The organism is Streptomyces sp. NPDC001153 (assembly GCF_053598315.1).
Genome location: NZ_JBSFJZ010000032.1, coordinates 54,159 through 78,871, shown reverse-complemented (window position 1 = coordinate 78,871; position 24,713 = coordinate 54,159). Strand labels below are relative to the sequence as shown.

The window sequence follows — 24,713 nt, the reverse complement described above, 5'->3', positions numbered from 1 at the left end:
CATACCCATATCACCCGAGCTCCCGGGCGACCTTCCGCTCGGCCCGCCGAAGCAGCCCCGCTGCCACGAACCCACCCAGCAGCACGGCAATCGCACCCACCAACTGACCAGACCCGAGGCCGGCCGACAACGACTCCCCCGAGGCCACGGAAGAGCTGAGCACGGCACCCAGCACGGCCACACCGAGCCCGTTGCCGAATTCGGCGAGGGTGCCGTTGATACCGGCCCCCACCCCCGCCTTCTCCGGAGGGATCGCGCTCATGATGGCGTGCGCCATCGCCGGGTTGGCGACAGCGCACCCCGCCCCGATCAGCACCAGCCCGAGCAGCAACCCGGCGTAACCGCCGGAGGCGACCGCGATGGCCACCAGCCCGGACGACATCAGCACCATCCCGAGCGCGACGGACACCGGCGTACCCAGCCGCCCGGACCACTTCGCCGACAGCCCCGTGAAGTTGAGCAGCACCACGGTCAGGGCCAGCGGAGCGGTCCGCAGGCCCGCCTCCAGCGGCCCGTAGCCGAGCACGAACTGCAGATGCTGGGTCAGCAGGAACAGCGCCCCTCCCATGCCGAAGGTGATGAGGACGGCCCCGGCCACCGCACCCGTGAACCGCCGGTCCTGGAAGAAGCGGACGTCGAGCATCGGCTCGCCGGCGCGGCTCTCCCACCAGGCGAAGACACCGAGCACCACCACCGCGACGGCGGCCGTGCCCAGCACCCGCGCCGAGGTCCAGCCGTGGTGGGGGCCGGAGATGATCGCGAAGACGAGCGAGGCCATGCCGATGGTGGACAGCAGCGCGCCGAGCAGGTCCGGCCGGTCGCCGCGCGGGCTCTTCGACTCCGGCACCAGGGCCGCCACCGCGACCAGGCCCAGCGCCGCGACCGGGATGTTGATCAGGAAGATCGCGCCCCACCAGAAGTGGTTCAGCACGAACCCTCCGATGAGCGGGCCCGCCGCGAAGCCGAGCGCGGCGACCGCACTCCAGATGCCGATCGCCTTCGGCTGCTCCTCGGGCGTGAAGATCTGCATGGCCACGGCGAGCGTGGTGGTGAGCAGCAGCGCGCCGCCGATGCCCATGCCGGCGCGCGCGGCGATCAACTGGCCGGTGGAGTCCGCGAGTCCGGCCACCAGCGAGCCGATGCCGAACAGGGCGAGCCCCGCGATGAGCATCTTCTTGCGGCCGTAGCGGTCGGCGGCGCTGCCGGCGGTGAGCAGGAGGCCGGACTGCACCAGGGAGTAGGCGTTGATCATCCACTGGATGTCGGAGGTGGCCGCGTGCAGCTCGCGGGTGAGCGAGGGGATGGCCACGTTCAGGACGGTGTTGTCGAGCAGGACGGTGAGCTGGGCGAGACAGATCACGCCGAGGATCACCCAGCGCTGGGGGTGGCCTTGGGAAGCAGACATGTCGTACACCGTATAGCGACTCCTATACGGTGTACGACAGGTTCTTCTGCCAGCCTGATTCCGCCTGTCAGCCGCTCTTCTTCTGGGTGAGGTCGTAGAAGGTGGCCGAACCGACCGTCACCTTCTTGAAGTTGCTCTCGACCCACGAGGTGATCCGGGACGACGTACCGCTGCCGCTGCCGCCCATGCCCCCGCCCATGCCTCCGCCGGCGATGAAGTAGTGGATCTTTCCTTCCGCCACGTACTTCTCGAACTGCGCAAGCGTCGGGGACGGGTCGGTGCCGTTGAAGCCGCCGATCGCCATCACCGGGTCACCGGTGGCCAGTTGGTAGCCGGCCGCGTTCTGCGAACCGACGGAAGCGGCCACCCAGGTGTACTTCGAGGCGCCCTCGGCCAGGAGCTCCCTGGCGGCGGAGGAGACGTTCGCGCCGTTCACCAGGCCGCCGGCGCCACCGCCACCGCCCATGCCGCCCTCGCCCATCCGGCCCGGCACACCGCCGCCGAAGCCGCCGCCCGGGAAGCCGTTGCCGTTCTGCTGCCCCGGCTGCTGTCCCTGTCGGCCCTGGCCGTTCTGCTGCCCCGGCCGCCCCGGCATGCCACCGCCGCCGAACCCGCCGCGCATCCCGCCTCCGGGCCCCCGGCCGCCGCCGAAGCCCATCATGCTCGCGCCCGCAGGACCGGCCGTCGGGATGGAGCCGGTGTGCGCGGAGTCCACCGTACTGAGGGTGTACGCCGCCGGACCGGCGAGCGCGGCCACCAGGCCCACCGCCGCCGCCCCGAGGGCCGGCCGCCGGGAGATCCGGCCGGCGAAGACCAGGCCCAGCGCGGCCGCCGTCCCGCCGATCAGGACCAGCCACTTCAGCCAGGGCAGATACGTCGAGGTGCGGTTGAGCAGGACGTATCCCCAGGCGGCCGCGGCCACCACGGACGCGGCCAGGGTGATCGACGCCCAGGTCTCCTTGCGCCGCTCCCACAGCAGCCCCGCGCCCATGCCGACGACGGCCGCGAGGTACGGCGCGAGCGCCACCGTGTAGTACTGGTGGAAGATGCCCGCCATGTAGCTGAAGACCACCAGGGTGATCAGCAGCGAGCCGCCCCACACCAGGAACGAGGCCCGCGTGACGGACGTACGGCTCAGCTTCCGCGTCGCCCACAGGCCCGCGGCCAGCAGGATCAGCGCGGCCGGGAGCAGCCAGGAGATCTGGCTGCCGATCTCGGCGTTGAACATCCGGTCCCAGCCGGTGGCGCCCCACATCCCGCCCCCGCCGTTGTTGCCGTTGCCGCCGGGGACGACGCTGCCGGTCTCGTCGCCGTTGATGCGGCCGAGGCCGTTGTAGCCGAAGGTCAGCTCCAGGAAGCTGTTGTTCTGCGAACCGCCGATGTAGGGGCGCGAGGAGGCCGGCCACAGCTCGACGACCGCGACCCACCAGCCGCCGGAGACCACGAGCGCGACGGTGGCCAGGCCCAGCTGGACCAGGCGCCGGCGCAGCCGCACCGGGCCGCAGACGGCGTAGACGATCGCCAGCGGCGGCAGGATCAGGAAGGCCTGCAGCGTCTTGGCGAGGAAGGCGAAGCCGATCGCGACCCCGGCCCACACCAGCCACTTCGTCCGGCCGTCCTCCACCGCCCGTACGACGAAGTAGCAGGCCAGTGCCATCAGCAGGGCCAGCATCGCGTCCGGGTTGTTGAACCGGAACATCAGCGCGGCGACCGGGGTGAGCGCGAGCACCGCGCCCGCGATCAGTCCCGCGGCCGGGCTGAACCGGCGCCGCACGGCCGCGTGGACGACCGCGACCGTGCCGACGCCCATGAGGACCTCGGGGGTGAGGATCGCCCAGGAGTTGAGGCCGAAGATCCTCACCGACAGCTCCATCGGCCACAGGAAGGCCGCCGGCTTGTCGACGGTGATGGCGTTGCCCGCGTCCAGCGAGCCGAAGAAGAACGCCTTCCAGGACGTGCTGCCCGCCTGCACCGCCGCCGAGTAGAAGGAGTTGGCGTAGCCGGAGGCGCTGAGGTCGTACAGGTAGAGCAGGAGGGTGGCGGCCAGCAGGCCGAGGAAGGCCGGGCGCACCCAGCGGGGGTCCTCGGGCCGGCCGCGCCACAGTCTGCGGCGGATCGGCTGCCTCGGATCGCCGGACTCGGGGGCCCGCGGGGGAGCGGCCGGGGGCGGCCCCCATACGGCCGTACCGCTCTGCCGGGCGGCCTGCTGGTCGTGGTGCGCGGTCATCGGGGGTCCCCCGGGTCGGTGTCGTGAGGGCGCACCGGCTGCGGTCGCATGGTGGCGTCCCTCCAGCTGCCGTCCGCGGCATCACCGGCGCGGACCTGGGCGGCCGTCGGATACGGCTGCTGGTACGGCACCGGGCGCTGGGGCAGCGATGCGTACGGGGCGGCCGTGCCCTGCGGCGGGGTCGTGCTCGTGCTGTAGGTCGGCGAGGAGAGGGGGTGGGAGGCGACGGCCGTCGGACCGGGGCCGGACTCGCCGCGGTCCGGGAACACCCAGGCGCGGAAGAGCAGGAACCGCAGCACCGTCGCGGCGAGGTTGGCGGCGATGAGCACCGCCAGTTCGGTGGAGTGCGCCGGGCTGGAGCCGGCCGCGTTCAGGGCGGCCAGCGAGCCGCTGGTCAGCGCGAGGCCGATGCCGAAGACGACCAGGCCCTGCGCCTGGTGCCGTACGGCGCCGCCCCGGCCGCGCACCCCGAAGGTGAGCCGGCGGTTGGCGGCCGTGTTGGCGACCGCGGAGACCAGCAGGGCGAGCGCGTTGGCGATCTGGGAGCCGGAGAACTGCCGGAAGACGCTGTAGAGGAGGAGGTAGAAGAGGGTGGACAGGCCGCCGACCACGCAGAAGCCGACGAGCTGACGGGCAAGTCCCGTGGGGACGTTGGTGAGTTCACGGTCGCGCGGGTCGTCGCCGAAGGGCCGGGTGAGCCGGTCCAGCGGCAGCGAACCGCCGGCCAGCGCCTTGCCGACCCGCCAGACGCCCCTGAGGTCGTCGGTGGCGGTCTTCACGATGTGCACGGTGGAGTCGGGGTCGTCGACCCAGTCGACCGGCACCTCGTGAATGCGGAGCCCCGCCCGCTCGGCGAGCACCAGCATCTCGGTGTCGAAGAACCAGCCGGTGTCCTCCACCAGCGGCAGCAGCACCTGGGCCACATCGCGCCGGATCGCCTTGAACCCGCACTGGGCGTCGGAGAACCGGGCCTGCAGCGAGCCGCGCAGGATCAGGTTGTAGGCCCGGCTGATGAGCTCCCGCTTGGGGCCGCGCACCACCCGGGAGGTGCGGGCGAGCCGGGAGCCGATCGCGAGGTCCGAGTGGCCGGAGATCAGAGGCGCCACCAGCGGCAGCAGGGCGTTGAGGTCGGTGGACAGGTCGACGTCCATGTAGGCCAGGACCGGCGCCTCGGACGCGGACCACACGGTCCTGAGGGCCCGGCCCCGGCCCTTGTGTTCCAGGCGGAAGTTGGTGACCTCGGGGAGCTCCGCCTCCAGCCGCGCCGCCACCTGCGGGGTGGTGTCCGTGGACGCGTTGTCCGCGATCGTGATGCGGAAGGCGTACGGGAAGGTGCGCGTGAGGTGCTCGTGCAGTCTGCGGACGCACGGCTGGAGGTCCTTCTCCTCGTTGTAGACGGGGACCACTACGTCCAGGACAGGCGTACCGGCGTCTCCGGCCGGGAGGTGCTCCCGCGCCGGCAGAGTGCCGGGAGAAGAGTCGGTTCGCATGGCACCGACTCAACTCAAACCCCCTGTTGCACCCATGTGGTGGCACTGTGCTGTGCCTGTGAGTGCGACTGCCGGTCGGTCTCCGGCGCGGGCCGCGCTGCGGCGACGGGGACGAGCGCGGGCAGATGCACGGTGAACACGGTCCGCCCCGGAACGCTGTCGACGGTGACGGCACCGCCGTGCGCGGCCGCGACCGCCTGCACGATGGCGAGCCCCAGGCCCGTCGACCCGGTGGCCCTGGAGCGCGCGGAGTCGCCGCGCGCGAACCGCTCGAAGACGTGCGGCAGCAGGTCCGGCGGGATGCCCTGCCCGTTGTCCTCGACGTCGACGCACATCCACGGCCCGCGCCGCTGGACGCGCGCGGTGACGGTCGTACCGGGCGGGGTGTGCTTGCGGGCGTTGCCGAGCAGGTTGACCAGCACCTGCTGGATGCGTGCCGCGTCCGCCGACACCAGAGCGGGTTCGTCGGGCAGATCGAGGCGCCAGTTGTGGTCCATGCCGGCCGCGCGGGAGTCGCTGACCGTGTCCACGACCAGCGGGATGAGATCGGTCTGCTCGAACTGCAGCGGCCGCCCGGCGTCGAGGCGGGCGAGCAGGAGGAGATCCTCGACCAGGAGGGTCATCCGGCCCGCCTCGGACTCGATCCGGCCGAGGGCGTGCCGGGTGTCGGGCCCGACCTGTTCCCGCCCCCGTCGCGTGAGTTCCGCGTACCCGCGAATGGACGCGAGCGGGGTGCGCAGCTCATGGCTGGCGTCGGCGACGAACTGCCGTACCCGCATCTCGCTCTGCTGCCGGGCGTGCAGGGCGCCGTGCACATGGTCGAGCATCCGGTTCAGCGCGGCACCGACCTGGCCGACCTCGGTGTGCGGGTCGCACTCGGACTCCGGGACCCGCTCGCTGAGGTTCACCTCGCCCGTGTGCAGCGGGAGTTCGGAGACCCGGGTGGCGGTGGCGGCGACCTTGCGCAGGGGGCGGGTGGCGACGCCGACGATGACCGTCCCGGCGAGGGTGGCGGCGATGAGACCGGCGGCGGTGACGCTGATCTCGACGAGGATCAGGGTGTTGATGGTGCCGTCGGCCTCCGCGGTGGGGAGGCCGACGTAGTAGCCGCTCTTGTACTGGACGCGGTACGTGCCCAGCCCCGGAAGCTCCGTACTGTGCGCCTTGCCGTCCTGGGCGACCTCGCCGAGGGCGGTCTTCTGGGCGTCGTTGAGGTCCTTGGCGCTCATGTCGAACGTCGACGTGGACTTCTTGCCGACCTTGCCTTCGGTGACGGAGCCGCCCACGACGGTGGCCGCGACCGTGCCGCTGGGCTGGGGGCCGTGCTTGACGAACTCGCTGAGGTCGGTCACCTTGCGGCGTGGGTTCTGCTGCATGACCTGGCCGGGCAGGCCGGCGTCCCTGTCCGGGCCGGGCGGCGCGAAGTCGCCCGACGCACGCGCCGCGGCCTCACGCAGCTGCCCGTCCAGCTGGTCGTACAGATGAGTCCGCAGCGCCAGCGTCGTCACCGTCCCGATCACCGCACACACGATGGCGATCAGCACCACGGAAGCGACGACGAGCCGCGCCCGCAGCGTGCGCGGCTGTCCGGCCCGTCGCCCCTGCCGCCTCTGGCGTTGCTGCGGACCAGGCCGTCGCCGCCCACTCATGACACGGCGGGCTTGATCAGATAACCCGCCCCGCGCCGGGTGTGGATCATCGGCTCGCGCCCCGCGTCGATCTTCCGTCGCAGATAGGAGATGTACAGCTCGACGACGTTGGCCTGCCCGCCGAAGTCGTACGACCACACCCGGTCCAGGATCTGCGCCTTGCTGAGCACCCGCCGCGGGTTGCGCATGAGGAAGCGCAGCAGCTCGAACTCGGTGGCGGTGAGATGGATGGACTCCCCGGCCCGCGACACCTCGTGGCTGTCCTCGTCGAGCGTCAGGTCTCCGACCACGAGCACGGAGTCGGAACGCCGGTCGGCGGCCCCGGACCGCCGGATGAGCCCCCGCAGCCGCGCCACGACCTCCTCCAGGCTGAACGGCTTGGTGACGTAGTCGTCGCCGCCGGCGGTGAGCCCGGCGATACGGTCCTCCACCGCGTCCTTGGCGGTCAGGAAGAGCACGGGCACGTCCGGCAGTTCGCGCCGCAGCCGCCCGAGGACGGTCAGCCCGTCCATGTCGGGCAGCATCATGTCCAGCACGACGGCGTCGGGCCGGAACTCACGGGCGGTCTGTACGGCTCCCTGTCCGTCCCCCGCACTCCTGATCTGCCAGCCCTCATAACGAAGGGCCATGCTCAGCAGTTCGGTGATCGACAACTCGTCGTCCACCACAAGCACTCGGACGGGGCTCCCGTCCGGCCTCAGCAGTTCGGTGCGCCCCTGGGGCGAGGTCGTGGTCATGGTGCACACCTTGTCGGGGTCCTCTGAGAAGAGGCTTTCCCCCATCTGTGATTTGCCTGAGAAACACACAGGCGTCTCTCAGGCAGCCCCTGGGAAACACTCACCCCCGCGCGAAGCCGCCCGCGTGCTCGACCCTGGCGATGTGGATCGCGTACCGCTCGTACCAGCGCTCCCGGCCGCGCCGCTTGGCCGCGAGGTGCGCCGGGTGATCCCGCCACCGCTCGATCCCGGCGAGGTCCCGGAAGTAGGCGACGGAGATCGCGAGTCCGCCGGGAGTGTGGGCGAAGTCCTCACCGAGGAAGCCGGGGACCGCGCGGACGAGCCGGGAGAGGTCCTCGGCGGTGCGCCGGTATCCGTCGGGGTCGTCCTCGGTACGGGCCGAGGTGAAGACCACGGCGTAGTAAGGGGGTTCGGGGAGGGAGGCGGGCCGTACAGGGGTGTCTGTCTGATCGCTCATGGCAACCACGGTCGGCCGCGGGCCTGTTCGGCGTCCATGGCCCTTGCCGAAAGGGATCCGTACGGGATCCGAGTCTTTGCCCACGCCGGCCCACGCCTCGCCGCCCTCAGAACAGTCCCTCCTGCGGGTGCCTGAACTCCCGCAGCGGAAAGGTGAGTCCGGCGGCCATCGCCCCACCCGGGGACACCAGCTCCCAGCCGGTCATCAGCCGTGTGTCGAGCACGACCACCCCGCGCCCGCCGGCCGCCAGATGCAGATCGGGCCCGGCGGCCGCGACCAGCTCACCGCTCACGCGGCCCCCCGGGACGAGCTCCACCACCTCCCCGAGGGCGGAGGGAACCCCGGCAAGCCCGAACACCCCCGCGTGATCGACCACTTCACAAGGCTCCGGCCGCAGCGACTCCGGCCACCCACTGAGCGCCACGGCCCGCGCATGCAGCTCCCGCACCTGAGCCGCACGCTCCTCCCCGGTCCCCGGCAACGCCGACCGCACCGCCCGCTTCTCGGCGTACGGAATCCGGTCCGGCACCTGGAGCGCGGCCCGCAGCAGCTCCTCGGTGCGCCGGGCGGCCATCAGCGGGCCGGTGCCGAGCCAGCTGAAACAGACGGCACCCTGCTCCAGCAGCCGGGCGGAGCCCCGCTCGACCGCGGTGATCCCGACCTTCACCATGCCGGGCCCGAACCACGCCAGATACACCCGGTACGGCCGCGGGTCGTCGGCGATCGTGTCGGCGGCCACGGAGTGCGCCCGGTCCAGCCGCGCACACTCCTCGCACCGGGCGCCCGTGCTCCGCCCCGGCACGGCAGCACGGGTGGGGCAGGCATGCCCGCGCGCCCCCACACACTGCCGGGCGCTCCCCTCCGGCACGGCGAAGCCGACCCGCTTCCCCCACGGCAGCGCACTGCGCCGCCCGCCGTCCCACACCAGCGCCGGTCCGGCCGGCGACCAGCGGAGCCCCGAGCATTTCCACACCTGTGCCATCACTCTTGAGGGTATGGCCTGGGTCTGACAACGGGTTCCGGGCGGCGAAGAAGCGTAGGGTGACCGAAGGCCCGAAGCCGCAACCTCTTTTTGCGACTTCGGGCCTGTCTGCGTGGGTGCGCCACGGCGCGTGTCCTACGGCAGCACGTACACCGGCACCCCTTCCGCCGCGACCCCCGTCTGCCGCACGCACCCCCGCTTGATCAGCATGCGCAGGCAGTCATGGACCCGGTCGAGCGTGAGCCCCGTGCGCTCCGCGACCTCCTCCAGCCGGCAGTGCGCCGGCCCGCGCACCAGCGCCGGAGCGAGATACGCGGCGACGGCGTGCACGTCCTCGGTGACGACCAGGTTCTTCGCCCGCCAGGTGGCGAGGAGCTGCTGGGGGGTGATGGGCGGGCGGGGCGGTGCCGGGGCGGGGGGCCGCATACGGTCGGCGATGAGGTCGAGGGTGTCGGCGATACGACCGAGCACGTGCTGCACACCGCCTACGCGGTCAGTGAGGACGGCGAGGTGGTCGTTGGTGCGGCGCATCTCCTCGATCTGCTCGATCTGCGCGACGGCCAGGGCCTCGTCCGCCCGGATGTTCCGCTCCTCCAGCCGGACGATCGCGTCGGCGACCTGTTCGGGCATGAGGTAGGCGGTGCCGCCGTGCGGAGCGGGTTGCACGGGGGCGGGGTCGAGGGTGTAGGTGCCGTCGCGCTGAAGGGTCTCGATGACCTCGCTGACCCATTCCTTGAAGGGGGCGCACTCGGGCTTGGTGCAGCCGTTGACGAGCTGGATCAGCCCCTTGAGGTTCACCAGTTTCATCGAGCGCTGAAGCCTGTGACCTGCGAGTTTGCTCAAAGTGTCTGCTGTATAGACGCCTTGCGCAATCTCACGGAGACTGCTCTGCCAGTTTACGGAGACGTGCAGACCCAAGGCTTGCCGCGTGTTTGCGTACCCGAGATGGGCGGCGACGTCCACCGCCGGAAACCAGTGCTCCCCCTCCGGCGTGGTCAGCCTCCGCACCCGCGCCCCCGTGGCCGCGAAGACAAAGTCGTTGACGTCGATCGCGTCCTGCTTGCGCCCCGTCGGCTGCTCCGACGGAGTGTCGTTCTGCTCGTACATCGAGCATCACCTCCACCCCGGAAGCTAGAGACGGCGATCACCAACTTCCGTTCGCCGAGGGCACATTCACTCGATAGGTGACAGAGGTATCGATTCGACACCCGTGGGCCGCCCCGCCCCCGCAGCCACCGCCACCGTCACAGCCCGGCGCCCCCGCCCCGCCAGCCGGCAGCTGACGCACCCCGGATGCCCCTCCCGAGCCTGCGCGTCCCGTACCCGCATCCCCCAGTCCCGCCGCGGCCGCACCCCCGGCGGCTTGCCCCAGCCGGCGAGATGCAGGACCCACGTCACCAGAACGCTCACGGCCACGACGGTGAGCCCGCCCGTGACCAGCGGCAGCGAGGCCCTGCACACTCCCAGCCCCACGACACCGCTGCCCACCGTCGCGATGCCGAAGCCGGTCCAGCCGGCGACCGTGTGCCCCTCGTCGTACAGACTCATACAGCACCTCCGGGAACGAGACTCAGATTCCCTCACGAGCTAAGACGTTTCTCAACCGAATATCTCACGAGCTAAGGGATTCCGAAAGATGCACGGCACGCCGCGACCACCCGCCACTCCGGCCCAGGCGCTGTCGGCGATGGACCACCTCATCGCCGCCCACCTGATCGGACAGCAGGAGCTGGCCCGGCGGCTGGGCCTGAACGTCACGGACCTGACCTGTTTCGCCTTCGTCCTGGAGGCCGGCGACGACCTGCTGACGGCCGGTGACCTCGCCGCCCGCGCCCACGTGACCACCGGCGCGGTGACCGGCATCCTCAACCGCCTGGAACGCGCCGGCTACGTCACCCGCCGCCCCGACCCCACGGACCGCCGCCGAGTCCGCGTGGCCGCCGTACCGGATGCCGTCACCCGCGTGGCGGCGGTGTACGCAAGCCACTACAAACGCCTGACGGACCTGTTCTCCGACTACTCCGCCGACGAACTGGCGGTCATCACCGACTGGTTCACCCGGGCCACGGCCCTGGCGCACGAGTACCTGGAGAAGCTGAACCGGAACGACCCCGACGAGGAGTGCTGAGCCCTCGCACCGGGGCCGGATCCTGTCTGCTCGGCTGTCCGAGGCGTTCCGTTGCGCCGCCCGGGCGACCTGCCCGTGCCACCTCGCTCCGCTGTTCGTTCGGCACGCATTGACTGCACCGTGCCGCGCTGCGGGGACCTACTCGATGCACCCCTTCTCGCGGCGACCAGACACGCCTGCCCGCGTACCCGGTGCCCGCCGGCGCCGGGAGACCGGAAGAGAAGGGAAGAGAAGGGACTCGGATGCGCGCACTGCGACGTTTCCTGTGGAGCGCTCTTGCGTCTTCACTCCTTCTGATCGGAATCGCCCCGGCACCCGTCCAGGCCGCCGGGGCACACTCCAGAAACGGACACCACGACTGCCCGAGCACCCATCGGACGGCCAGCACCACGATGGCACCGCCGACGGGGCTGCAGAAGTACTACCGCGGCGACTGGCGGCTGGGCCCCCGCCGCCTCCCGAAGAGCGGCCCCATCGGGCGGATGCTCCGGGGCTACCGCCCGCAGGACCACACGTCGCAGTACTGGTTCCTCGGCTGCTACTGGCAGACCAACCAGCAGAACCAGTCCGGCTGGTGGTACCCGGACAACAACGGCTTCGTGCTCCGCCACGGCCGTCCGGTCGAGTCGCCGAAAACCCTCCGGGTGGGCAAACGGGTCGACCTCTTCGGCACCGGCACCGGCTTCTTCCTGGCGCCGGAGGGCACGCCGTACACGAAGCGCGCCATCCCGCCGAACAACCTGGACGAGTACAACCCGAAGGCGCCTGCCTTCAACTACCACCTCTACCGCGTCACCAAGCCGTTCACGGTCGAGGCCGGCCCCATCCGGCCCTGGTTCGGCCAGGAGGGACTCGGCGAGCAGTTCATGACGAGCACCAAGGTTTCCGACCTGGTCACCGCGGGGTACCTGGCCGACATCACCCCGAGGTCGTAGGACCGGCCGCAGCACGTCGGGACGGCGAATTCCAGGGGTCGTAGCAACACCGCGGTGAGTTGATCAAGCCGCGAGCAGCTTGGACAGACGCTCGGCCGGGGTCTCCCAGCCGAGCGTTCTGCGTGGGCGGCCGAGCAACTCTGATCAAGGCTTTACCTGTTCCGCGTTGTTCGTGGTCGGCGGCGTGGCTAGCGTTCCTGCGCCCCCCCATCTGCGGATCTCGCATCGGCGTTGATCGGCAGCATCCCACTGTCATGGGCAGACCACTCGGTCCCCATCGCCACCACCACAAGAAGGGCATTTTCTTGCTCTCAAGGAGACGTCGGGCGGCATCCACCGCCGCCCTGCTGTCCACCACGGCGCTCATATCGACCGGATGGCTCACGGCCACCGCGTCCGCCGCACCGTCGGCCACCGGGGCGCCCCATGTCAAACACCTGTGCGCCCACGCCACCACGCCGGGGCACGTGGCGTGCCTCGCAGAGGCCCGCACCGACGTCGTTCAGCACCTGACCGTCAGCCCGGACGCCACTCCGTCCGGTTACGGCCCCTCGGACCTGCAGAGCGCCTACAACCTGCCGTCCTCCACGGCCGGTTCGGGCCGCACGGTCGCGATCGTCGACGCCATGGACGACCCCAACGCCGAGTCCGACCTCGCCGCCTACCGGTCCCAGTACGGCCTCCCCGCCTGCACCACGGCCAACGGCTGCTTCAAGAAGGTGAACCAGACCGGCGGCACCACCTACCCGAGCGCGGACTCCGGCTGGGCCGGCGAGATCTCTCTCGACCTCGACATGGTCAGTGCCGCCTGCCCGCAGTGCCACATCCTGCTCGTCGAGGCCTCCTCCACGGGTATGGCGGACATCGGCACGGCCGAGAACGAGGCGGTCGCCCTCGGCGCGAAGTACGTCTCCAACTCCTTCGGCGGCCCCGAGGACCCGACCGAGACCACCGCCGACGTCCAGTACTTCAACCACCCCGGCGTGGCCATCACCGTCAGCGCGGGAGACAGCGGCTACGGCGTCCAGTACCCGGCCTCCTCCCCCTACGTCACCGCGGTCGGCGGCACCTCCCTCAGCCGTGCGGGCAACACCCGCGGCTGGAGCGAGTCTGTCTGGTCCAACGACAGCACCGACGGGACCGGGGCCGGCTGCTCCGCCGACGAGGCAAAGCCCACCTGGCAGTCCGACACCGGCTGCAGCAAGCGCACCGTCGCCGACGTCTCCGCGGTCGCCGACCCGGCCACCGGCGTCGCCGTCTACGACACCTACGGCGCCTCCGGCTGGGACGTCTACGGCGGCACCAGCGCCTCCTCACCCCTCATCGCGGCCACCTACGCGCTCGCCGGCACCCCGACCGCGAACAGCTACCCGTCCTCGTACCCCTACGGCCACACGTCGGCGCTGAACGACGTCACCTCGGGCAGCGACGGCACCTGCTCGACGAGCTACCTGTGCACCGCCGGCACCGGCTACGACGGCCCGACCGGCCTCGGCACCCCCAACGGCGCCACCGCCTTCACCGGAGGCGCCACCACGGTCAACTCGCTGCAGCCCGGCCGGAAGCTCACCTCCGGCCACCGCCTGAGCAGCGCGAACATCACACTCACGATGGGCAGCGACGGCAACCTGGTCGCCTACCTCAAGACGAACGGAACCAGCAGCAGCGGCCCGGCGATCTGGTCCACCGGCACCTCCGGCCACTCCGGCGCCTACGCCTACATGCAGAGCGACGGCAACCTCGTCGTCTACTCGAGCACCGGCAGCGCACTCTGGTCCACCCACACCAATGGCCACAGCGGCGCCTACTTCCTGGTGCAGGACGACGGCAACATGGTGGTCTACGGCTCCGGCGGCGGGCCCGGCACCGGCGGCTCGCTCTGGTCGGACGGCACCTACACGAGGTCGACGAAGATCGGCTCGGGCCAGAAGCTCCAGGGCGGCTGGTGGGCCCAGACCCAGTACACCCGCCTGGTGATGCAGCCGGACGGCAACTTCGTGATCTACCGCAGGCACGACGGCAAGGCGATCTGGTCCGCCGGCACCTCCGGCCACTCCGGCGCCTACGCCTACATGCAGAGCGACGGCAACCTCGTCGTCTACTCGAGCACCGGCAGCGCGCTCTGGTCCACCCACACAAACGGCCACAGCGGCGCCTACGCCCTGCTGCAGAGCGACGGCAACTTCGTCGTCTACGCCAGCACCGGCGGACCCGGCAAGGGTGGTGCACTGTGGGCCGGCAACACGCAGTCGTACGTGCCCTGAGCCGGACGCTCTCCTGAGAAACGGCGATGGCCTGGGAAACCCCGGGCCATCGCCGTATGCGGGATCCCCGCCGGCTTTCCCTTGTCAAAGCCAGAGGCCCTGTGGATCACTCCACAGGGCCTCTGGCATGCTGCGCACTCGGCAGGATTCGAACCTGCAACCTTCTGATCCGTAGTCAGATGCTCTATCCGTTAAGCTACGAGTGCTTGTTCTCTTGTTCTTGTCTCCGTTTCGGCCCTTTCGGCCCCGTCCCGGCGACAGGAAGAACATTACATGACTGCCGCCGACATGTGAAATCCGATTGGCACACCCCTTGTGACCTGCGGAAACGTCCGCAGGCGGGCCGAGGGGCGACCGAGGGCGGGAACGCCGAAGCCCCGGTCCTGGGGACCGGGGCTTCGGGATCGGTGCGGAGGCGGAGGGATTTGAACCCTCGATGGGCTTTAAGGCCCAAACCGCATTAGCAGTGCGGCGCCATAGACCGGACTAGGCGACGCCTCCAGCACAACCGCTCACGCGAGCGCGCGAGTGGTGCGTGCAGATGATGACACAGCCGAGCGGCCTGTCACCAATCGCCCCCCACGGTACTAGGCAGTCGGGTCGCAGGGCAAAGGGCTTCCGCGCGGCGCGGCGCGGGCGCAACGTCCGGGGGGCCGGAGCGTTGGGCAGGGCATGGTCTTTTTCCTTCAGCGGGGTCAGGGGCACAGAGCCCCACAGGGGGATCCGGGGGTCACTGTCCCTCGACGAGGGCATGTCCATGGCAGTGGCCCGTCCGTCCTCGCCGGCGCATCCGCCCTGGTCGCCGTGTCCGCCCTGGCTGTCCTTCCCGCCGCCCCCGCCGTCGCCGCCCCCGCCGTCGCCGCCCCCGCCGTCGCCGCCCCCGCCGTCGCCGTCCCCGCCGTACCGCCGCCCGTGCGGCCCGAGGACCGGCCCGGTGATCACCTCACCGTCGTCGTGCGGCATGCCGGGTCCGGGTGGGACGGGACGTACGAGCTGTTCTGTCACCCGGACGGCGGAAGCCACCCGGACGCCTCGGAGGCCTGCCGGGTGCTGGACGAGCACACGCCGTGGGGGCGGGACCTCTTCGCCCCGGTGGCGCCCGGCACCCTCTGCACCATGCTCTACGGCGGACCGGCCACCGCCCGGGTGACCGGCACCTGGGCCGGACGCAGCGTCGATGCCGCCTACGACCGCAGCAACGGATGCGAGGTCGCACGGTGGGACCGGATGGTGCCGCTGCTGCCGAAGTCGGGGCCGGCGACCTGAGCCGTGGGCCCGCCGGCCGGTCAGCCCGTCGGCCCCTCCACGTCGGCCTCCCTCGCCCCTCCGGCCCAGAGATCCCCCCAGCCAACCGACCGACCGGCCCCCGACCCAGCGCCGCCCCGGCCCGGCCCAGACCCAACCCCAGCAGCCGATGGCTTCCCCCGGGGAAATCACCTGTCCCGTAAAGGTCCCGCGAAGGTCTCGGGGAAGCCGAGGCCGGGCGCGGCGGGTGGTGGCCGGTTCGTTGTCACTTTGTCGTGGGACCTCCCTCTCATCCGGCGTCGCGAGCGCAACGTGTGCCCTTAGACTCCCTCGCGTGACACGTCGCGGGCCGGTTGGCAAGATGGCCCGAGCGGTCGGCAAGATGCGGTAACAGGGAGGAAGGCGTCTCGTGAGCAGCAGGCCATCCCGAGGCGCTGCTCGCCTCGCAGCCATACTCGACGCGCTGCCGGACGCGTTGGTCCTGGTCAACGCCAACGGAACCGTCGTCAACGCCAACACCATCGCGCTCGAGGCCTTCGAGGCGCCCGGTACGGCACTCGTGGGGCGTGGGCTGCTCGATCTGCTGCCCGAGTTCGACTCACGGCTGATCCCCGGGTCCATGCGGCGGCCCGACCACATGGATCCGCAGGGGCGGACCAAGCCCACGCGGATGGTCGCGCGGCGCACCGACGGATCCGAGTTCCCCGTCGAGGTCACGAGCGCGAACCTGGAGAACGGGCAGCAGGCGTACGACGGTTACGGATACACGGGTGACGAGCTGCTCATGCTCGTCGTCCGGGATCTGTCCGGGACCGTCGACACCGAGGCCGAGCTGGCGCGCTCGCAGCGGCAGACGGAGATGATTCTGCGGGCCGCCTCCGAGGGTGTCGTAGGGACCGACACCGGCGGGCGGATCGTGCTCGTCAACCCGGCCGCCGCCCAGATACTGGGTTACCGGGCCGGTGAGCTCGGCGGCAAGGAGCTGCACACGCTGGTGCTGCACTCGCGTGCCGACGGTTCACCGTTCCCGTACGAGGAGTCGCCGCTCGCCGACACCCTGCGCTCCGGGCGCAAGCACCGGGTGCGCGGGCAGGTGCTGTGGTCCAAGGGGGACGAGAAGGTCTCGGTCGATCTGACCACCGCCCCCGTGCGGGACGGGGACCAGCTCGTCGGCGCCGTGATGACCTTCGCCGACCGGCGGGCCTACGAGGCCCTCGCCGAGGAGAAGGCCGCGCTGGAGAAGGCGCACGCGGAGGAGGTCGAGCGGCTCACCGAGGAGCACGCCTCCGACCTGACCGCGCTGCGCCAGCAGCACGTCACCGAGCTCGAGGAGCTGCGCGAGAAGCACGCGGAGGAGCTGGCGGCCGGCGAGGAGCGGTACGCCGCGCTCGCCGAGCGGGAGAAGGACCGGTACGAGGCCCTCGCCGGGCGGCACGAGCAGTTGCTGACCCTGCTCGGGCAGTCGCTGCGCGGCCCGCTGGAGGAGCTGCGGCGCGAGCTGGCGGCACTGGCCGCCGACGACGCCGGGCAGCTGTGGCCGGAGGCCAACCAGGTCCTGCATCACCTTTCGGCCGGTTATTCGCGGATCACGACGCTCATCGACAACGTCCTCGGGTATCAGCGGCTGGACGCGGGCGCCGAGGACATCACCCGTACGAAGGTCCTGCTGGACGCCGTCGTCGCCGCCGGTGTGGAGGGGGCCGTCGAACTGATCGGTCCGGGGCGGGTGCAGTTCGCCGTGCACGCGCCGCCCATCGAGGCCGAGGTCGACCCGCAGCGGCTCGCCACGGCGCTGGCCCATCTGGTGGCGGATGTCGCCGGTGTCGACGCCACCGGCAACTCGCCCGTCTCCGCGGGCGGTTACCTGGACAACACCGTCGTGGTCGCGGCCGCGCAGCGGGGCGAGGTCGCGCGGATCGAGGTGCGCGGGCCGTATGTCGGGGGAGACCCGGTGCACGAGCCGATCGTGCGCGGGATCGTACGGGCCCACGGCGGCGTGCTGCAGACGCACGAGGTGCCGGGCATGAGCGGCAGCGCGTACGTGCTGGAGGTGCCGCTCGGCGGTGGCGCCGGGACGGTGGACGGTACGAGTGCGGGGCAGGTGTCCGCCCCCGCGCTCCCGGCCGCCGGGCCGGGTGCGGGCGTGCAGGGCTCCGGCGCCGGTGAGGTGGCCGTGGCCGAGGCCGGTGCCGTCGAGCAGGCGGCCGGTGGCGGACGGCGGCGGGCCCGGCGGTCCTCCACCGACGCCTTCCTGGACAGCGACGTTCCCGGTGCCGGGCCGGCCGGTGAAACCGACGCGCACACGCCGACCGGGCGCCGCCGCAGGCGGGCCGGCGCGCCCGCCGAGGAGACCGGCGCGGTCCCGGCCGAGGCCGCGGAGGCCGGGTCCGGGGGGACCGGACGACGCCGCGGCCGGCCCGCCGAGGGCGGCGCCGGTGACGGCGCGGCTGTGAGCGAGGGTGTGAGCGAGGGTGCGGTGGTGACCGCTGCCGAGCATGCCGCGGGGGCCGCCGCCTCCCGTACGGGACTCGGCCCCGCCGTTCCGCCGCAGGGCGTGCCCGCGCCCACGGGCCGGCGCGCCCGCCCCGCCTCCGGCGCCCCGCAGGCCGCCCTGCCGCCCGCACTGCCGGCGGCGGGCAACGAGCCGACGCCGGGTGCGGAGGCTGTTCCGGGTGCCGAAGGTGTTCCGGGTGCCGAGGGTGGGCAGCCGACCGGGCGGCGCCGGCGTGCGCTGGCCGCCGCGGCGGAACGTGCCGCCGCCCAGGAGGCGGGCGGTGCGCGTACGGTCTTCGCCCTGCCGCCGGCCGAGGCCGACCGCACCCCGCAGTCCGCGGACTCGGCGAGCGGAGTGGGCACGGTTCCGGCGTCCGGTGGCGTTCCGGGTACGGCTGTGCCCGTCGGGCCCGGTGCCGGTGTGCCTGCCGGTCCCGGTGCGAGTGCTGTTCCCGGTGTTGTTCCCGGTGTTGTTCCGGGTGCTGGGCAGGTTGCCGGCCCCCTTCCCGTTCCCCCTCAGGCCTCCGGTCCGGTGCAGGTGCCCTCGCAGCTGCCGCCCTCCGCAGCGGCGGGTGCCGACGGCCGGCACGACGCCGTACCGATGGACCAGGCCGCGGACCACACCCCGCCGCAGCCGCATCCGACCAGCGCGCCGACCGGCCGGCGCCGCCGCGCCGTGGCCCAGCCGGCGGATTCCGCTCAGCCGGGCCCGGCACCGGCACCCACGGCTCAGGCCGCGCCCGGACAGGCCGTAGCGCACCCGGCGCAGACGCCGACTCCCGGTCAGGGCACGCCGGTTCACGGCATTCCGGCGCAGGGTACGGCCGGGCAGGGCATCCCCGTCCAGGCCGGTCCCGCGGCGACGCCCGCGCAGACGCCCGGTGCGGCACCCGGCGCCCCGGCCGGTGCCCCCGCGCCCGGTCAGCAGGCCGCCGTACCGCAGGCAGCCGTACCGCACCCCGCCGCGCCGACGCACGACACCGTCGGCCGACCGGTTCCGACGACCCCGACGCCGCCCGGTGGTACCCCGAGCGCCCGGACGGTGCCCCCGCCGGCCGGTGCCGGACCGGTGCCGACGGCCGTTCAGACGCCCGGCGTGCCCCAGCAGTGGCCCGGCGGCGACGCCGGCTCCGGCGCGGGCACGCCCGTACCGCAGACCGGCACGCCCGCCCCCGGTACCCCGCTCCCCGCGGAGCACGCCGGGGGCCAGGCGCCGCGGGCCGCGCAGCCGTTGCCCGTCGAGAGTGCCGCGGCCGACCCGAACTCGACGCAGGGGCGGGCGATCAGCGTCCGCACGCTCGGTCAGGGTGTGCCGTTCTCGCGGCAGGCCGCTCAGGTGCAGCAGCCGACGGCGACCCCGCCGCCGCACGCGCCGGGCGGTTCCGGCCGCCGGCGCAAGCTGGGCACGCCTCCCGACCCGGCCAAGCGCTCGGAGCAGCAGCCGGAGCAGCCGGGCCGGCCGCATCCGCCGGCCGAACAGCCGACGACCGCGCATCCGTCCCTGGCCGGTCAGGCGCGGCTCGCCCCGGGCACCGAGGGCGCGGGACGGTCGTACGCCATAGGCGCGCCGGACGCCGACGCCGCCGAGGGGCCCGAGCCGCTGGACGGCCCCGGGGGTGCCATCGAGATCGCGGACACCCCGCGGCCGCAGCCGCTCGACGACGAGCTGCCGCCGGAGCCGCTGGACAACCCGCGTCGGCTGCTGGTGTGGCCCGCGCCGGACGCGACGACCCAGCAGGCGCTGAGCGACCGCGGCTACCGGCCGGTGATCGTGCACTCCCGTGAGGAGGTCGACGCGCAGATCGCGGCGTTCCCGGCCGCGCTGTTCGTGGATCCGCTGACGGGGCCCATCACGCGTACGGCCCTGCAGTCGCTGCGGCAGGCCGCCGTCGCGGCCGAGGTGCCGGTGCTGGTCACGGCCGGGCTCGGGCAGGCGACGCGCGAGGCGGCGTACGGCGCCGATCCGGCCGTCCTGCTGAAGGCGCTCGCGCCGCGCGACAGCGAGCAGCATCCGCCGCGGGTCCTGCTCATCGAGGAGCACGCGGAGATCGCGCTGGCGCTGACGGCGACGCTGGAGCGGCGCGGGATGCAGGTGGCGCGGGCCGCGAGCGACGACGACGCGGTGACGCTGGCGGGGCAGTTCCGGCCGAACCTCGTGGTGATGGACCTGATGCAGGTGCAGCGGCGGCAGGCCGGGTTCACCGGGATCATCGACTGGCTGCGCGCGAACGGGCAGCTCAACCGCACCCCGCTGGTCGTCTACACCGCCGCCGTCGACCAGGCCGACCTGCCCCGGCTGGCCTCGGGCGAGACGGTGCTGTTCCTCGCGGAGCGGTCGACCAGCGCGGAGGTGCAGAGCCGGATCGTGGACCTGCTGGCCGGGATCGGCACGAATTAGCACGACGAACAGCCCCTGGCACGCGCCCGGGGCTGCTCCGTCGTCCGGTGGCGTCAGCCGATCCTGGTGACGTCCAGCTCCCCGTCCGCGTACCGCCTGCGCAGCACCTTCTTGTCGAACTTGCCCACGCTGGTCTTCGGCACCGACTCGACGATCGTCCAGCGCTCGGGCAGCTGCCACCTGGCGATGCGGCCCTCTTCGGCGAGGAAGGCGCGCAGGGTCTCGAAGTCGGCGGTGGCGCCCTCCTTCAGGACGACCGTGGCCAGCGGGCGCTCGCCCCACTTCTCGTCGGGTACGGCGACCACCGCGGCCTCGGTGACGTCCGGGTGGGACATCAGCGCGTTCTCCAGCTCCACCGAGGAGATCCACTCGCCGCCGGACTTGATGACGTCCTTGGCGCGGTCGGTGAGGGTGAGGAAGCCGTCGGGGGAGATGGTGCCGACGTCACCCGTCTTCAGCCAGCCGTCCGCGCTGAACTTGTCGGCGGGGCGCAGCGGTTCCGCGTCGGGGCCGTTGTAGTAGGCGCCGGCGATCCAGGGGCCGCGCACCTCCAGCTCGCCCGCCGACTCGCCGTCCCAGGGGAGGCGTTCGCCGCCGGGGCCGGTGAGCCGGGCCTCGACGCCGGCCGGGAAGCGGCCCTGGGTGAGGCGGTAGGCGAACTCCTCGTCCGTACCGGCCGCGTGGGCCGGGGGACGGGCGACCGTGCCGAGCGGGGACGTCTCCGTCATGCCCCAGGCGTGGCAGACGCGCATGCCGAGCCGGTCGAAGGCCTCCATGAGGGAGGGCGGACAGGCGGAGCCGCCGATGGTGACCTGGGTGAGGGAGGAGACGTCGCGGGGCCGGCCGGTCAGCTCGGCGAGCAGGCCCTGCCAGATGGTCGGGACGGCCGCGGCGTGGGTCGGCCTCTCGCGTTCGATCATCTCGGCGAGCGGCGCCGGCTGGAGGAAGCGGTCCGGCATCAGCATGTTGACGCCGGTCATGAAGGTGGCGTGCGGCAGGCCCCAGGCGTTGACGTGGAACTGGGGAACGACGACCAGCGAGGTGTCCTGGTCGGTCAGGCCCATCGACTGGGTCATGTTGACCTGCATGGAGTGCAGGTAGATCGAACGGTGGCTGTACACCACGCCCTTGGGGTCGCCGGTGGTGCCGGAGGTGTAGCACATGGCGGCGGCCTGGCGTTCGTCCAGCTCCGGCCAGTCGAAGGTGGTCGGCCGGTCCGCGATCAGCTCCTCGTACTCGTGGATCCGGGCGTGCGCGCCCTGGAGGGGGGAGCGGTCGCCGGGGCCGGAGACGACGATGTGCTCGACCGTGGGCAGCTTGGGCAGCAGCGGGGCGAGCAGCGGGATCAGGGAGCCGTTGACGATGACGACCTTGTCGGCCGCGTGGTTGACGATCCACACCAACTGCTCGGCGGGCAGCCGCAGATTGAGCGTGTGCAGCACCGCGCCCATGGACGGGATCGCGAAGTAGGCCTCGACGTGCTCGGCGTTGTTCCACATCAGGGTGGCGACCCGGTCGTCGCCCCGGACGCCGAGTTCGTCGCGCAGGGCGTTCGCCAGCTGCACCGCGCGCACTCCGGCCTCGGCGAAACTGCGCCGCTGCGGCTCGGTTTCCCCGGTCCAGGTGATGATCTGTGACCGTCCGTGCACCAGCGTCCCGTGCGTCAGGATGCGGGTGACGGTCAGCGGTACGTCCTGCATGGTGCTCAGCACGGAGTCCTCCCGGGGCGACATTGCCTACGCGGTGGTAGAGGTTGCGCTGATTCTGCTCACATACCGCGCGGTATGTCACTAGGGGGTGTGTCACTCGGGAGAAATCCCGGACAGGAAACTCGGGGAGGAAACCCGGGAGAACTCGGGGAGAGTCCCCGGCTAGCGGACCAGTCCCAGCTCAGGATCCTCGCGCAGCTTGGCCAGCGCACGCGACACCGCCGACTTCACCGTGCCCACCGACACCCCGAGCACCTCGGCGGTCTGGGCCTCGCTGAGGTCCTCGTAGTAGCGCAGGACGACCATCGCCCGCTGCCGCGCCGGCAGCTTCATGATCGCCCGCCACATGGCGTCGTGCAGCGCCTGCCGCTCGGCCGGGTCGTCGTCGCCCGGCACGGGCTCCGGCTCGGGCAGCTCGTCGCAGGTGAACTCGTCCACCCTGCGCTTGCGCCACTGCGAGGTCCGGGTGTTCAGCAGCGCGCGGCGCACATAGCCGTCGAGCGCCCGCTGGTCCTCGATCCGCTCCCAGGCCACGTAGGTCTTGGCGAGCGCCGTCTGCAGCAGGTCCTCCGCGTCGCAGATGTTCGCGGTGAGCGAGCGCGCGGTGCGCAGCAGAACCGGCTGACGAGCCCGCACGTACGACGCGAACGTCGGGTAGGTCGGAGCCTCGCCGCTCGGCCGGAGCCGGGGGTGCGGGAGGCTCTGCCGCCTTGGTGCGGCAACGGCCGAGGCGCTGGTGCACACGGGTGTGGTCATGGCTCCACGCTAGGAGCGGACCCCCGGCGGCGGATCGCCCGCAGGTCCCGAAGCGGCGTCCCCCTCAGGTTGTAGGGGTGGGGGCAGCTCCACCTCCTGAAGGTGGACGGCGGATCCACCCCGTCTGCGGGTACGACCCTGACTCCGCCCCGGTCCGGCCTGGCTCCGCCCACTGGTCCGACCCTGAGGCCGGGGCGGGCCCGGCCGCACGCCCGGGCGCCGGGAGCGGGGAGGCGGCCCGCCGGTCAGCCGTCAGCCGTCAGCCGTCAGGACCAGCCCCGAGGTCGGCACCCCGGTGCCGGCCGTCACCAGGGTCCGCCTCGCGCCCGGTATCTGGTTCACCGCCGTGCCCCGCAGCTGGCGCACCGCCTCCGCCATGCCGTTCATCCCGTGCAGATAGGCCTCACCGAGCTGACCCCCGTGTGTGTTGAGCGGCAGCCGCTCCTCGGCCACGAAGTCCGCCGCCTCCCCCTTTCCGCAGAACCCGAACTCCTCCAGCTGCATCAGCACGAACGGTGTGAAGTGGTCGTAGAGAATCCCCACGTCGATGTCGGCCGGGCCGAGTCCGGACGACCGCCACAGCCGGCGGGCCACCGCGCCCATCTCCGGCAGGCCGGTCAGATCGTCCCGGTAGAAGCTGGTCATCTGCTCCTGCGCCCGGCCGGCGCCCTGGGCGGCCGCCGCGATCACGGCCGGGGGATGCCGCAGGTCCCGGGCCCGCTCCACCGAGGTGACGACGAGCGCCTGCCCGCCGTCGGTCTCCTGGCAGCAGTCCAGCAGCCGCAGCGGCTCCACGATCCAGCGGGACGCCGCGTGTTCGGCGAGCGTGATCGGGCGGCCGTGGAAGTACGCCGCCGGGTTCGTCGCCGCGTACTTGCGGTCCAGCACGGCCACATGCCCGAACACCTCCGGCGTCAGCCCGTACGCGTGCAGATACCGCTGGGCCGCCATCGCCACCCACGAGGCCGGTGTGAGCAGCCCGAACGGCAGCACCCAGCCGAGCGCCACGCCCTCCGCCGACGGCTCCCGGTGCTGCACGCCGGCGCCGAACCTCCGGCCCGAGCGTTCGTTGAAGGCGCGGTAGCAGACCACGACCTCCGCCACGCCCGTCGCCACCGCGAGCGCGGCCTGGAGCACGGTCGCGCAGGCCGCACCGCCGCCGTAGTGCACCCGGGAGAAGAAGGACAGCTCGCCCATCCCGCAAGCCTGGGCCACCGTGATCTCCGGGTTGGTGTCCATCGTGAACGTCACCATCCCGTCCACGTCCGCCGGCGCCAGCCCCGCGTCGTCCAGCGCGGCCCGCACCGCCTCCACGGCCAGCCGCAGTTCGCTGCGCCCGGAGTCCTTGGAGAACTCGGTGGCCCCGATCCCGGCGATCGCGGCGCGCCCGGCCAGGGTCTCGCGCGCCCGGGGACTCATGAGCGGCCCCCGGCGTCCGGGACCGTGACGGTGACCGTGCCTGTCACATGTCTGCCGAGGGCGTTGGCGCCGACGACCCGTACGGTGGCGGTGTCGCCGTCGACCGCCTCGATCGTGCCCGTCAGCACCATCGTGTCTCCCGGATAGTTGGGCGCCCCGAGCCTGATGGCGACCTTGCGGAGCATCGCCGTCGGGCCGAAGTGGTCCGTGATGTATCTGCCGACCAGTCCGTTCGTCGTCAGGATGTTCATGAAGACGTCCGGGGAGCCCTTCTGCCTGGCCGACTCGGCGTCGTGGTGCACGTCCTGGTAGTCCCGCGACGCGATCGCCCCGGCCACGATCAGCGTCCGCGTGACCGGGATCTCCAGCGGGGGCAGTGCGGCGCCCGCCGTCAGTGCCGTCGTCGGCGCCGTGTTCAC

18 protein-coding genes and 2 tRNA genes are annotated in these 24,713 nt (G+C 72.2%); 5 read left to right on the top strand and 15 right to left on the bottom strand.

The features are described 5' to 3' along the window. Positions 1–10: 10 nt before the first annotated feature. The 9 genes from ACWDEN_RS31670 to ACWDEN_RS31630 all read right to left on the bottom strand — a co-directional run bounded on the left by ACWDEN_RS31670 (position 11) and on the right by ACWDEN_RS31630 (position 10,495). Positions 11–1,405, bottom strand: a complete 1,395-nt coding sequence (locus ACWDEN_RS31670; protein ID WP_351600796.1) for an MFS transporter — start codon at positions 1,403–1,405, stop codon at positions 11–13. Between the two features lie 67 nt (positions 1,406–1,472). Beyond that, positions 1,473–3,632, bottom strand: a complete 2,160-nt coding sequence (locus ACWDEN_RS31665) for a glycosyltransferase family 39 protein (protein WP_351600799.1) — start codon at positions 3,630–3,632, stop codon at positions 1,473–1,475. Beyond that, positions 3,629–5,122, bottom strand: a complete 1,494-nt coding sequence (locus ACWDEN_RS31660) for a bifunctional glycosyltransferase family 2/GtrA family protein (protein ID WP_351600801.1) — start codon at positions 5,120–5,122, stop codon at positions 3,629–3,631. Before ACWDEN_RS31660 ends, ACWDEN_RS31665 begins: the two co-directional genes overlap by 4 nt. Positions 5,123–5,136: 14 nt before the next feature. Continuing rightward, entirely contained in the window at positions 5,137–6,771 is a 1,635-nt protein-coding gene (locus ACWDEN_RS31655; protein ID WP_450861248.1) for a HAMP domain-containing sensor histidine kinase, read from the bottom strand. After that, complete coding sequence (locus ACWDEN_RS31650; protein ID WP_228624329.1) at positions 6,768–7,508, bottom strand: response regulator transcription factor; 741 nt, start codon at positions 7,506–7,508, stop codon at positions 6,768–6,770. Before ACWDEN_RS31650 ends, ACWDEN_RS31655 begins: the two co-directional genes overlap by 4 nt. Before the next feature lie 100 nt (positions 7,509–7,608). Then, complete coding sequence (locus tag ACWDEN_RS31645) at positions 7,609–7,965, bottom strand: antibiotic biosynthesis monooxygenase family protein (protein ID WP_450861247.1); 357 nt, start codon at positions 7,963–7,965, stop codon at positions 7,609–7,611. Between the two features lie 106 nt (positions 7,966–8,071). Then, positions 8,072–8,947 (bottom strand): DUF2797 domain-containing protein, encoded by an 876-nt coding sequence (locus ACWDEN_RS31640; protein WP_450861245.1) that lies wholly within the window; start codon positions 8,945–8,947, stop codon positions 8,072–8,074. Between the two features lie 135 nt (positions 8,948–9,082). Next, on the bottom strand, positions 9,083–10,054 hold the full coding sequence (locus ACWDEN_RS31635) for a BRO-N domain-containing protein (RefSeq protein WP_450861243.1): 972 nt from the start codon (positions 10,052–10,054) through the stop codon (positions 9,083–9,085). Positions 10,055–10,120: 66 nt separating this feature from the next. After that, the gene (locus tag ACWDEN_RS31630) at positions 10,121–10,495 is read right to left on the bottom strand and encodes an HGxxPAAW family protein (RefSeq protein WP_450861241.1); all 375 of its coding nucleotides are present in this window, start codon (positions 10,493–10,495) and stop codon (positions 10,121–10,123) included. An 88-nt stretch (positions 10,496–10,583) separates the two neighbouring features. On the opposite strand from ACWDEN_RS31630, the gene ACWDEN_RS31625 reads away from it, so the two are divergent. From ACWDEN_RS31625 to ACWDEN_RS31615, 3 genes are all read left to right on the top strand, one after another. After that, positions 10,584–11,075 (top strand): MarR family winged helix-turn-helix transcriptional regulator, encoded by a 492-nt coding sequence (locus ACWDEN_RS31625; RefSeq protein ID WP_450861239.1) that lies wholly within the window; start codon positions 10,584–10,586, stop codon positions 11,073–11,075. Positions 11,076–11,467: 392 nt separating this feature from the next. Continuing rightward, the gene (locus ACWDEN_RS31620) at positions 11,468–12,010 is read left to right on the top strand and encodes a TNT domain-containing protein (RefSeq protein WP_351600820.1); all 543 of its coding nucleotides are present in this window, start codon (positions 11,468–11,470) and stop codon (positions 12,008–12,010) included. 305 nt (positions 12,011–12,315) lie between these two features. After that, positions 12,316–14,274 carry a hypothetical protein gene (locus tag ACWDEN_RS31615; protein ID WP_450861237.1) on the top strand — a complete coding sequence of 653 codons (1,959 nt, stop codon included), beginning with the start codon at positions 12,316–12,318 and terminating at the stop codon, positions 14,272–14,274. 133 nt (positions 14,275–14,407) lie between these two features. Here ACWDEN_RS31615 and ACWDEN_RS31610 read toward each other — a convergent pair. Continuing rightward, positions 14,408–14,480 (bottom strand) — tRNA-Arg (locus tag ACWDEN_RS31610). Positions 14,481–14,684: 204 nt separating this feature from the next. Continuing rightward, positions 14,685–14,775: transfer RNA gene (locus ACWDEN_RS31605), tRNA-Ser, on the bottom strand. Positions 14,776–15,069: 294 nt separating this feature from the next. Here ACWDEN_RS31605 and ACWDEN_RS31600 point away from each other — a divergent pair. Together ACWDEN_RS31600 and ACWDEN_RS31595 are read left to right on the top strand one after the other, a co-directional pair. Beyond that, positions 15,070–15,540 (top strand): SSI family serine proteinase inhibitor, encoded by a 471-nt coding sequence (locus ACWDEN_RS31600; RefSeq protein WP_450861271.1) that lies wholly within the window; start codon positions 15,070–15,072, stop codon positions 15,538–15,540. A 388-nt stretch (positions 15,541–15,928) separates the two neighbouring features. Further along, positions 15,929–20,410, top strand: a complete 4,482-nt coding sequence (locus ACWDEN_RS31595) for a hybrid sensor histidine kinase/response regulator (RefSeq protein WP_351600826.1) — start codon at positions 15,929–15,931, stop codon at positions 20,408–20,410. A gap of 53 nt (positions 20,411–20,463) precedes the next feature. Here the strand turns inward: ACWDEN_RS31595 and ACWDEN_RS31590 are convergent, their stop codons facing one another. From ACWDEN_RS31590 to ACWDEN_RS31575, 4 genes are all read right to left on the bottom strand, one after another. After that, a complete protein-coding gene (locus ACWDEN_RS31590; protein ID WP_351600829.1) occupies positions 20,464–22,143 on the bottom strand; it encodes a long-chain fatty acid--CoA ligase in 1,680 nt (559 codons plus the stop codon). 138 nt (positions 22,144–22,281) lie between these two features. Further along, positions 22,282–22,875 carry a SigE family RNA polymerase sigma factor gene (locus tag ACWDEN_RS31585; RefSeq protein ID WP_351600832.1) on the bottom strand — a complete coding sequence of 198 codons (594 nt, stop codon included), beginning with the start codon at positions 22,873–22,875 and terminating at the stop codon, positions 22,282–22,284. A gap of 252 nt (positions 22,876–23,127) precedes the next feature. Continuing rightward, positions 23,128–24,294 (bottom strand): lipid-transfer protein, encoded by a 1,167-nt coding sequence (locus tag ACWDEN_RS31580; RefSeq protein WP_351600836.1) that lies wholly within the window; start codon positions 24,292–24,294, stop codon positions 23,128–23,130. Beyond that, the gene (locus tag ACWDEN_RS31575; RefSeq protein WP_351601202.1) at positions 24,291–24,689 is read right to left on the bottom strand and encodes a MaoC family dehydratase; all 399 of its coding nucleotides are present in this window, start codon (positions 24,687–24,689) and stop codon (positions 24,291–24,293) included. The genes ACWDEN_RS31580 and ACWDEN_RS31575 overlap by 4 nt, the downstream gene beginning before the upstream one ends. Positions 24,690–24,713: the final 24 nt, after the last annotated feature.